This is a genomic window from Streptomyces sp. NRRL S-455 (assembly GCF_000717875.1).
Classification (GTDB): Bacteria; Actinomycetota; Actinomycetes; order Streptomycetales; family Streptomycetaceae; genus Streptomyces.
On record NZ_JOCT01000009.1, the window covers coordinates 166,320 to 175,813 of the forward strand.

Sequence of the window (9,494 nt, forward strand, 5' to 3'; positions counted from 1 at the left end):
TGTATGGCATGACGACGTCCCCACTGGAAGAGGCCCCGCCGCAGACGGCGCACGGCGGCCACCCCCAACGCTGGCTGATCCTCGGTGTCATCTGTCTCGCACAGCTCACCGTGCTGCTCGACAACACGATCCTGAACGTGGCGATCCCCTCGCTCACCCGCGAGTTGGACGCGACGACCGCCGACGTCCAGTGGATGATGAACGCCTACGCGCTGGTGCAGTCCGGCCTGCTCCTCACGGCGGGCAACGCCGCCGACCGCTACGGCCGCAAGCTGCTGCTGATGTCGGGCCTGGTGATCTTCGGTGTGGGCTCGCTGGCGGCCGGACTCTCCCAGAGCCCGGCACAGCTGATCGCGGCCCGTGCGGGCATGGGCGTCGGCGGCGCGCTGCTGATGACCACGATCCTGGCCGTCGTCGTGCAGATCTTCGACGACCAGGAGCGGGTGAAGGCCATCGCGCTGTGGTCCACGGTCAGTTCGCTCGGTTTCGCGGCCGGGCCGCTGATCGGCGGTGTGATGCTGAACCACTTCTGGTGGGGCGCGATCTTCCTGATCAACATCCCGGTCACCGTGCTCGGCCTGGTCGCGGTCGCCGCGCTGGTGCCGGAGTCCAGGCACCGGGCCGGTGACCGGCCCGACCTGGTCGGCGCCGTGCTGTCGACGATCGGCATGACGGCCGTGGTGTACGCGATCATCACCGGCCCCGAACACGGCTGGACGTCCGGGCAGGTGCTGGTCTCGGCCCTGACCGGGGTGCTCGTACTCGGCCTCTTCGTGACGTGGGAGCTGCGCACCGAGCACCCGATGCTCGACATGCACTTCTTCCGCAACCAGAAGTTCGTGGGCGCCGTCGCGGGCGCGATCCTCGTGGCGTTCGGCATGACGGGTTCGCTGTTCCTGCTCACCCAGCACCTGCAGTTCGTGCTCGGCTACGAACCGCTGGACGCCGGGCTGCGGACGGCGCCGCTGGCGCTGACCGTCGTCGTCCTCAACTTCACCGGGATCGGGGCGAAGCTGGTCCTCAAGGCCGGTACGCCCGCGGCCATCGCGCTCGGTATGACCCTGGTGTCGGCCGGGCTGGCGGCGATCGCGCTGCTCGGCGGACACGGGTACGGGGGGACGCTGCTCGGGCTGGTGGTGATGGGTGCGGGTGTGGCGCTGTCCATGCCGGCCATGGCCAACGCGATCATGAGCGCGATCCCGCCGGAGAAGGCGGGGGTGGGAGCGGGGATCAACGGGACGCTCGCGGAGTTCGGCAACGGGCTCGGCGTCGCCGTCCTGGGCGCTGTCCTGAACTCCCGTTTCGCGTCCCTCGTCGCCGTGTCCGCGGCGTCGTTGCCGGCGGCGCTGGCGGCGGCGGAATCGGCCGAGGAGAGGGCTCGGATCTCCGACGCGTTCGCCTCCGGGTTGGAGACCAGTCAGTTGGTGGGGGCGGTTGCCGTTCTGGCTGGTGGACTGGTCGCCGCCGGGTTGTTGCGGCGGGCTGAGCGGGCAGAATCCGCCTAGGAGCTCGGGGCGTGCGGTCGTCGTGGGGGTGCGGGTGAGCTGTGGTCGATCGCGCCCACGCGGCGGAGCCGCACATCGACACAGCCCCGCGCCCCTGAGGGGGCGCCTAGCATGATCGGCGTCGGCAAGTCGAGGAAGGTGCGCCATGGCGAGAGCGGCCCGGGAGCGTCCGCCGCGGACCAGTGTCTGGCTGGAGGGCAAGGCGCACCGGCGGCGCGGCGGTGGCGGGCAGCCGTCGGGGCTGGACCGGGACCGGATCACCGAGGTGACGGTCCGGCTGCTGGACGCCGAGGGGCTGGCGAAGTTCTCGATGCGGCGGCTGGCCGCCGAGCTGAACGTGACGGCCATGTCCGTCTACTGGTACGTCGACACCAAGGACGACCTGCTCGAACTCGCCCTGGACGCGGTCATGGGAGAGATGGTCCTGCCCGATCCGGACGCGCCCGACGCGGACTGGCGCGACCAGGTGCGGGCCCTCGCCGGGGCGTACCGGGCCCTGCTGGTGCGTCACCCCTGGGTGTCCGCGCTGGTCGGCACCTTCCTCAACATCGGCCCCAACAACCTGGCCTACTCGAGGGTCGTGCAGCGCGTCATGCGCAGGACGGGCCTGCCCGCGAAGCGGCTGACGAGTGCGATCTCGGCCGTCTTCCAGTTCGTGTACGGCTACGGCACGCTCGAGGGTCATCTCTCCACCCGGGCCGCGGCCACCGGCATGACCATGGACGAGTACTTCCAGGACGCCCTGAGCACCGTGGGCGAGGCCCCGCAGGCCGCCGACGTCATGCGGGAGTCGCGGGAGATCATGGAGGCGCGCGGCGGGGAGACGGTGGCCGAGATGCTGGAGCGGGACTTCGACTTCGCGCTGGAACTGCTGATCGCCGGCATCGAGACGATGGCCGCCCGGGAGTGAGCCGACCGCCGGGCTACTCCCCCTCGACCAGCCGCGCCGGAAACCCGCCCGTCGCCACGGGGCCCCACCGCTCCGGCGTGATCCGGATGATCGACTTGCCCTGTTTGAGCATGGCCGCGCGGTACTCGTCCCAGTCGGGGTGCTCTCCGGCGATGTTCCGGTAGTACTCCACGAGCGGTTCGACGGAGTCGGGTGTGTCCACGACCTCCGCCGTGCCGTCGATCTGGACCCACGGGCCGTTCCAGTCGTCACTGAGGACGATCAGGCTCACGCGCGGGTCCCGCTTGGCGTTGCGGGTCTTGGCGCGCTCCGGGTAGGTGGAGACGACGATCCGGCCTGAGTTGTCGATCCCGCAGGTCAGGGGAGAGCCCTGGGGGCCGCCGTCGGCGCGTCGGGTCAGCAGGATGGCGTGGTGCCGGGGGCGCACGAAGTCGAGCAACTCGTCCAGGGAGACGCGGGTGTTCGTCGCGATGTTCGGTGCCATGCGCGCCAGCCTACGACGCCAGGGCCTCCCCGAGATCGTCGTACACGGGGACGTCGCGGCGCAGACCGGTCAGTTCCAGGACGCGGCTCGTGACGCCCTCCGGCCGGGCCACCAGGCGCATCGTGGCCCCGGGGCGCAGCCGGTGGCGTATGTCGTTGATGAGGCGGACGCCCTGGGAGTCCATGAAGGACGTCGCCGTGAGGTCGAGGACGAGGACCTCCAGCCGGTCACCACGGTCCCGGACCTCGGACAGCACCAGCGGAAGCAGCTCCGCCGCGTTGCAGAAGTCGATCTCCGCGGGCATGGGGAGACGCACGCGGCCCGGCAGGCCCGGCGGTTCGGTGGGATTCGGGAGGAAGGTCACAGCGCTCACCTGGCAGACGTTCGTCCGGATTCCGGTAAGGCCGCTTCCTGACCTTCGGGCTATTCCATCACGCCGAGGGGGCGCGGCGGAAGCGCCCGGCCCGGCCGTCGGCCGGTCGTCACTTCGAGGCAACCGAGCAGTTAGAGTGCTGTCCGTCCTGTGCTCGCAGTCGGGAATGTGCTGCGGAGCTCTCCTGCGCACGGTCATGGCCGTGCATGCCGAAGAGGTTCGTGGTGGCTGCGTCCGACTTTACTGATTTGCCCCGTTTTCCGGTCGGCTTCGAGCTGGCCGAAGCCCTGACGGTGGCCTCTCAGCAGCTGCACGAGAAGCCCACCAGGCACAACACGCTGCGTACGGCCGTGCGGTTGGCCGTGCACATCATGCCCGGAGCCGAGCACGCGGGCATCTCCGAGATCGAGCGCGGCAACAAGCTGCGCACGCTCGCCTGGACCGACGAGGTGGTGCGCGCCGCCGAGGCCCGGCACACCGGCCGCGAACCGCACGGGCACTGGGAGCGGTTGTGGCACGACCCGGTGGCACGGATAACGGACAGTGAGGCCGACGAAGGCTGGGACGTGCTGTCGGCCCTGGGGCTGCGCTCGGCGCTGTCCCTGCGGCTGCGTGCCGACCGCCGCCGGCTGACCGTGCTCACGGCCTACGCCCGCAAGCCGGGCGTCTTCGACGAGGCCGCGACGCACATCGGCCGGCTGTTCACCGCGCACGTCAGCGTCGCCCTGGACTCCGCGACCGTGCGCGAGCAGCTCACCGAGGCCATGCACACCCGGGACCTGATCGGCCAGGCCACCGGCATCCTCATGGAGCGCCAGGGCATCGACGCGACCGCCGCCTTCGAGAGCCTGGTGCGGGCCTCCCAGCGGGAGAACGTGAAACTGCGGGACATCGCCCGCCGGATCGTAGGCACCCACAACGGCACGTGAGTGGGGGTCGGTCAGGCCGTAGGCGTGTTCAAGGCATGACGGGATACCCGTACGGCCATGAGTTCCGAGACGTCCGACACGCTGGACGAGGCGATGGTGCGCAGCAGTGGTCTCGACACCCTGCTGCGCGACCTGACCGACCGCGCGGTGCAGGAGGTGCCCGGGGCCGCCGCGTGCAGCATCACGGTGCGCCGGGCCGGCCGGCTGCTCACCCTGGCCGGCAGCGACGGCCTGCCCAGCGGCCTCGACCAGCGCCAGTACGAGAACGGCTCGGGGCCCTGCGTGGACGCCGCCGAAACCGGCGAGGAACAGTACGCCCCCGACCTGGCGGCGGAGACCCGCTGGCCCTCGTACGCGCGGTACGCGCTCTCCACGGGCGTCCGGTGCGCGCTGGCGGTGCCGCTCGCCCTCGAGGGCGTGACCGGTGCGGCGGTCAACTTCTACGGCGAGCGGGCCGACGCACTGGGCACGAGCCGGGACGCGGCCCGCACCTTCACGGCGCGGGCGGCGAACGCGATCGACGTGGCGCTGCGCATCGAGCGCCATCACCAGTCGGCGGCGGACGTGCGCCTGGCCCTGCTCTCCCGCAGCGTCATCGACCAGGCGGTCGGCATGGTCATGGCCCGGGAGCGGATCGACGCGCGCACGGCGATGGATCGGCTGCGCCGCGCCTCACAGAAGAGGAACGTCAAACTCCGCGACCTGTGCGGCCAGTTGGTGGCGCAGGTCGCCGCCGCGGACTCACACGGCCGGAAGTGACTCGCCCTGCACGGCCTGGATGTCCAGCTCCACCTTGAGGGTCGTGCCGACGGCGGCGATGCCCGCCTGGAGAACCTGGTTGTAGTTCATCGCGAAGTCCTCGCGGCGCAGTTCGGTCGTGGCGCGGAACGCCGCACGGGTGCCGCCCCACGGGTCCGGACCCGTGCCGAGGTAGGCCAGGTCCAGGTCGACCGGCCGTACGACGCCGTGCATGCCCAGCTCGCCGTGCACGGTCCACCGGTCGGACCCGGTCGCCGTCAGCCCCGTGGACCGGTAGGTGATCTCCGGGAACCGCTCGACGTCGAGGAAGTCCGGCGACTTCAGGTGCCCGTCGCGCATGCCGTTGCCGGTGTCGACGGACGCGGCCCTGATCACCGCCTCCACCCGTGACTTGGTGACGTCGTCAGGGGCGATCTCGATCGCGCCGGAGAACTCCGTGAACCGGCCGTGCACGCTGGAGATGCCGAGGTGCTGGGCCACGGCGGCCACACTGGAATGCACCGGGTCGACGGTCCACGGCCCCGGCGGCGGCAGCTCGGCACCGCCCTGCCGCGCCAGTGTCACCGTGCCCACCTCGGCCCGCCCGCTCGCCGTGACGATCACACTGGAAGCAGCGGGCGCGTACCCCACCGCCGTGACGATGACGGTGTACGCCCCCGGCTCGAGCGGCGTCGCGTCCCGTACGGCGCCCTCCGCGTCGGCCTCGGCCCGCAGCACCTGCGAGCCCGTCATGTCCGCCACGGTGACGACCGCGTGCGACACGGCCCATCCGTCCCGGGTACGGATCCTCGCGGTCAGTCCCATCTCTGCGTCACTCCTAAGACTGCTGGGAATGGAACCGGCCCGTGGCAGGGGCGCACCTCCGCTCGGAGTGCGCCCGCCCGCCACGGGCCGGGGCCGGACTACTCGCCGGGGTGGGCGAGTTCGATGTCGTGGGCGTCGGCACCACGGCCCGTCACCGTCAGCGCGGTGGCCACCGGCGGGTAACCCGTGGCGATGACGGTGTACTCACCGCCGTCCAGGTCGGTGAAGGCGTACGCCCCGTCCGCGCCGGTCGTCGCCGAGCCGACCACGTTCCCGGCCTGGTCGACCAGCGTCACCCGGGCGTCGGCCAGCGGCCCGTGCGGAGCCCGGACGACACCCTGGACGCGGGCGCCCGCGTCCAGGTCGATCTCGACCCGGGTGACCCCGGTGCCGCCCACCTCGACCGGCAGGGCGCGCGGCCGGTACCCGGCGGCGTTCACCGCGACGGTCACGGCGCCCGGCACCAGCTCGGCGAAGGAGAACTCGCCCTGCTCACCGGTGGTCCCGTTGGCCAGCAGGTCCCCGCGCACATCGGTCACGATGACCATCGCGTCCTTCACCGGCTGCCCGCCCTCCGCGGCCCGCACCAGGCCGGTCAGCCCGCTGGTGCCGCTGAGCAGGATGTCGTAGGCGACCGGTTCGCCGTTCACCACGACCGTGGAGGCCTGCGGCTGGTAGCCGTCGGCGGAGGCGATCAGGACGTACGACCCGGAGCCCGGCGCGTCCACCGCATAGGACCCGTCGGCCCGGGCCACGGACCGGCCGAGCTGCCGCCCGGCCAGCGAGATCAGCGTGACGGCCGCCTGCGGCACGGGCACGGACTCGTTGCCGCGCACGTGGCCACGCACCGGCACACCGCCCCCACCGGACGCGCACTCCTCGGCACGCGCCACGGTCGCCACCGCGGCGAGCCGCTGCGTGCCCTCAGGCCCGGCCTCGCCGTCCTCGGCCGTCCCGGCCACGGCCCAGCTAGGCACGGCCTTCTCCGCGCCCGCAGCCTCGGCCGTCACCTCGGCGGCAGCCTCCGCCGGGGCGTCGGCCTCCGCCGCCTGCGCCATTCCGCCCTTCGTCTTCAACGGGACCTCCTTGATGAACAGCGACACCAGCAGGGCGAGCAGCGCCAGCGGAGCCGAGTAGAGGAACACGTCCGCGACACCGTGGCCGTAGGCGCTCTCGACGACCGTGCGGATCGGCGCGGGCATGGCGTCGAGGTCGGGGATGCCGCCACCGCCCGTACCGGCGTGACCGAGGGCCGCGCCCTTGGCGCCGAGACCGGCGAGGCCGTCCCTGACGTAGTCGGTGATCTTGTTGCCCAGCACCGCGCCCAGCGCCGAGACGCCCACGGCACCGCCGAGGGACCGGAAGAAGGTGACCGTGGAGCTGGCGGCACCCAGGTCGCCCGGCTCCACCTGGTTCTGCGTGCAGAGCACCAGGTTCTGCATCATCATGCCGATGCCGAGGCCCATCAGCGCCATGAAGATCGCTATGTGCCAGTACTCGGTGTCGTACCGGATCGTGCCGAGCAGCCCGAGCCCGGCCGTGACCAGCACACCGCCGCCGAGCAGCCAGCCCTTCCAGCGCCCCGTCCGGGTGATGACCTGGCCGGAGACGGTGGACGAGACGAACAGGCCCGCGATCATCGGGATGGTCATGACGCCGGACATCGTCGGCGACTTGTCCCGCGCCAGCTGGAAGTACTGGCTGAAGAAGACGGTCCCCGCGAACATCGCGACACCGACGAACAGCGAGGCCAGCGAGGCCAGCGTGATGGTGCGGTTGCGGAACAGCCGCAGCGGGATGATCGGCTCGCTCGCCTTCGCCTCCACGAGGACGAACACCGCCAGCAGCACCAGCGACCCTCCGACCATCGCGTACGTCTGCCAGGAGATCCAGTCGTACTTGTCACCGGCGAACGTCACCCAGACGAGCAGCAGGCAGACGGCCGCGGTGATGAAGAAGGCACCGGCCCAGTCGACCTTGACCTTCCGCTTCACGACGGGCAGGTGCAGGGTCTTCTGCAGCACGATCAGGGCGATCACGGCGAAGGGCACGCCGACGTAGAAGCACCAGCGCCAGCCGAGCCAGTCGGTGTCGGTGATGACACCGCCGACCAGCGGACCGCCGACCATGGCGGTGGCGAAGACGGCACCGAGGTAGCCGTTGTAACGGCCGCGCTCACGCGGCGAGATCATCGCCGCCATGATGATCTGGGCCAGCGCGGACAGGCCGCCCATGCCGATGCCCTGGACCGCGCGGAAGGCGATGAGCATGCCCGGGTTCTGGGACATGCCGGCCGCCGCCGACCCCAGCACGAAGACCACCAGGGCCACCTGGATCAGCAGCTTCTTGGAGAACAGGTCGGCGAGCTTGCCCCACAGCGGCGTGGACGCGGTCATCGTCAGCAGGGACGCGGTGACGACCCAGGTGTAGGCGCTCTGACCGCCGCCGAGGTCGCCGATGATGCGGGGCAGGGCGTTGGAGACGATCGTCGAGGACAGGATCGCGACGAACATGCCGAGCAGGAGACCGGTGAGTGCCTCCATGATCTGCCGGTGCGTCATCGGAGCGCCGCCGCCGGAGGAGTCGTGGGAGCCCCCTCCGTGCTTGGCATGAGCCCGCACACCGGCTGGTGTGGTCGTTGCCATGGGCTTCCTTTTCTTACGTGCTTGCGGGTGTACGGGTGGTCTGTGCGACAGCGGGCTGGGCCTCCCGGGGCCCGGGCCGGCAGTCGAAGCTCTCCCTCAGCCGCGCCATCAGGTGGGTGAGCCGGCCGACGTCCTCGTCGGTCCAGTCGCTCAGGCGCTCGGCGAGGACCTCGGTGGTCCGCCGGGACAGCTCGTCGAGCTGTGCGTGGCCCGCGGGCGTGAGGCGCAGGATGCGTGAGCGTTTGTCCGCGGGGTCGGGGGAGCGTTCGATCCAGCCGCGGTCCACGACGTGCGCGACATGGCGGCTGGTGACCGACATGTCCACGGCCAGCAGCTCCGCGAGCTTGCTGATGCGCATGTCGCCATGGCGGCCCAGCAGGGTCAGAACGGCTGCCGACCCGCCGGGGCACTCGGCGGGCATGACCTTGCCGAGCTCCCGCTTCACGGCGCCGAAGGCACTGAGCTGGCGAGCCAACTCCTCGTACTGCGCCTTCTCGGCCATGACACCTCCGCTTTCGTTGCTTAGGGCAACGATAGGAGCGATTGGTTGCTGCGGGCAAATAAAAAGAGGGTTAGCGGGCCAAAAAGTTGGCAAAGGCAAGTATTGCGGCAGTAAATGTGCAGGTCGGGAGCTCGGAAGGAGGGCTCGCTCGGAGTCAAACGGAATGCCAACCCCCACTTGGGGAGCCCCGGCGTTTTCGCTAGGGTCTCGGGCCATGGCTAACAACCAGGCCCCGCAGGGCAATCACGACCCCGCCGGCAGCACCCAGATGTTCCGCGCGTTCGTCGACGAGCCGCAGGGGCGGCGGGCCGCGGCGACCGGTAGCAGCGGTCCGCGTGTCGGTCTCATCCTCGGCGTAGTCGTCGCCGTCGCGGTCGTCGCGGCGGTGGCCTGGCTGGCGCTGTCGTAACGCGAGCCGGCGTAAACGCGTTTCCAGTACCACCGCGTTGGTGCTGAGGGCGGGGCGTTGCGCAGCCCGGTGGTCCGGGGTGCCGCTGCGCCCACCCTCCCCCAAGCTCTCGGCTTCGCTCGAGCAGGGGGGACCCCCATCGCCCCAGCGGCACGACTGCCCGCAGCGACGGCC

10 protein-coding genes are annotated in these 9,494 nt (G+C 71.0%); 5 read left to right on the forward strand and 5 right to left on the reverse strand.

What is annotated here, in order from left to right; all coding sequences use genetic code 11:
• Positions 1-8: 8 nt before the first annotated feature.
• Both IE97_RS0113860 and IE97_RS0113865 read left to right on the forward strand, forming a co-directional pair.
• On the forward strand, positions 9-1,505 hold the full coding sequence (locus IE97_RS0113860; RefSeq protein ID WP_030237795.1) for an MFS transporter: 1,497 nt from the start codon (positions 9-11) through the stop codon (positions 1,503-1,505).
• A 145-nt stretch (positions 1,506-1,650) separates the two neighbouring features.
• Entirely contained in the window at positions 1,651-2,415 is a 765-nt protein-coding gene (locus IE97_RS0113865) for a TetR/AcrR family transcriptional regulator (protein WP_030237797.1), read from the forward strand.
• Between the two features lie 13 nt (positions 2,416-2,428).
• On the opposite strand, the gene IE97_RS0113870 is transcribed toward IE97_RS0113865, so the two are convergent.
• Complete coding sequence (locus IE97_RS0113870; protein ID WP_030237799.1) at positions 2,429-2,899, reverse strand: PPOX class F420-dependent oxidoreductase; 471 nt, start codon at positions 2,897-2,899, stop codon at positions 2,429-2,431.
• Between the two features lie 10 nt (positions 2,900-2,909).
• Positions 2,910-3,272, reverse strand: a complete 363-nt coding sequence (locus IE97_RS0113875; protein ID WP_106975342.1) for an STAS domain-containing protein — start codon at positions 3,270-3,272, stop codon at positions 2,910-2,912.
• A gap of 206 nt (positions 3,273-3,478) precedes the next feature.
• Between IE97_RS0113875 and IE97_RS0113880 the strand changes: the two genes are divergently transcribed.
• Positions 3,479-4,201 (forward strand): ANTAR domain-containing protein, encoded by a 723-nt coding sequence (locus IE97_RS0113880; protein WP_051704950.1) that lies wholly within the window; start codon positions 3,479-3,481, stop codon positions 4,199-4,201.
• Positions 4,202-4,258: 57 nt separating this feature from the next.
• Positions 4,259-4,960 (forward strand): GAF and ANTAR domain-containing protein, encoded by a 702-nt coding sequence (locus IE97_RS0113885; RefSeq protein ID WP_030237807.1) that lies wholly within the window; start codon positions 4,259-4,261, stop codon positions 4,958-4,960.
• Here IE97_RS0113885 and IE97_RS0113890 read toward each other — a convergent pair.
• The 3 genes from IE97_RS0113890 to IE97_RS0113900 form a co-directional block, all read right to left on the reverse strand.
• Positions 4,943-5,764: a YceI family protein gene (locus IE97_RS0113890; protein ID WP_030237810.1), complete on the reverse strand. Its 822-nt coding sequence runs from the start codon at positions 5,762-5,764 to the stop codon at positions 4,943-4,945. The two genes, IE97_RS0113885 and IE97_RS0113890, sit on opposite strands and share 18 nt — an antisense overlap.
• A 98-nt stretch (positions 5,765-5,862) precedes the next feature.
• The gene (locus tag IE97_RS0113895) at positions 5,863-8,409 is read right to left on the reverse strand and encodes an MFS transporter (RefSeq protein ID WP_030237811.1); all 2,547 of its coding nucleotides are present in this window, start codon (positions 8,407-8,409) and stop codon (positions 5,863-5,865) included.
• Positions 8,410-8,422: 13 nt separating this feature from the next.
• Entirely contained in the window at positions 8,423-8,911 is a 489-nt protein-coding gene (locus IE97_RS0113900; RefSeq protein ID WP_030237814.1) for a MarR family winged helix-turn-helix transcriptional regulator, read from the reverse strand.
• Between the two features lie 214 nt (positions 8,912-9,125).
• Between IE97_RS0113900 and IE97_RS0113905 the strand changes: the two genes are divergently transcribed.
• Positions 9,126-9,320, forward strand: coding sequence for a hypothetical protein (locus IE97_RS0113905; protein ID WP_030237817.1), 195 nt, complete (start codon positions 9,126-9,128; stop codon positions 9,318-9,320).
• The last annotated feature ends 174 nt before the right edge of the window (positions 9,321-9,494 follow it).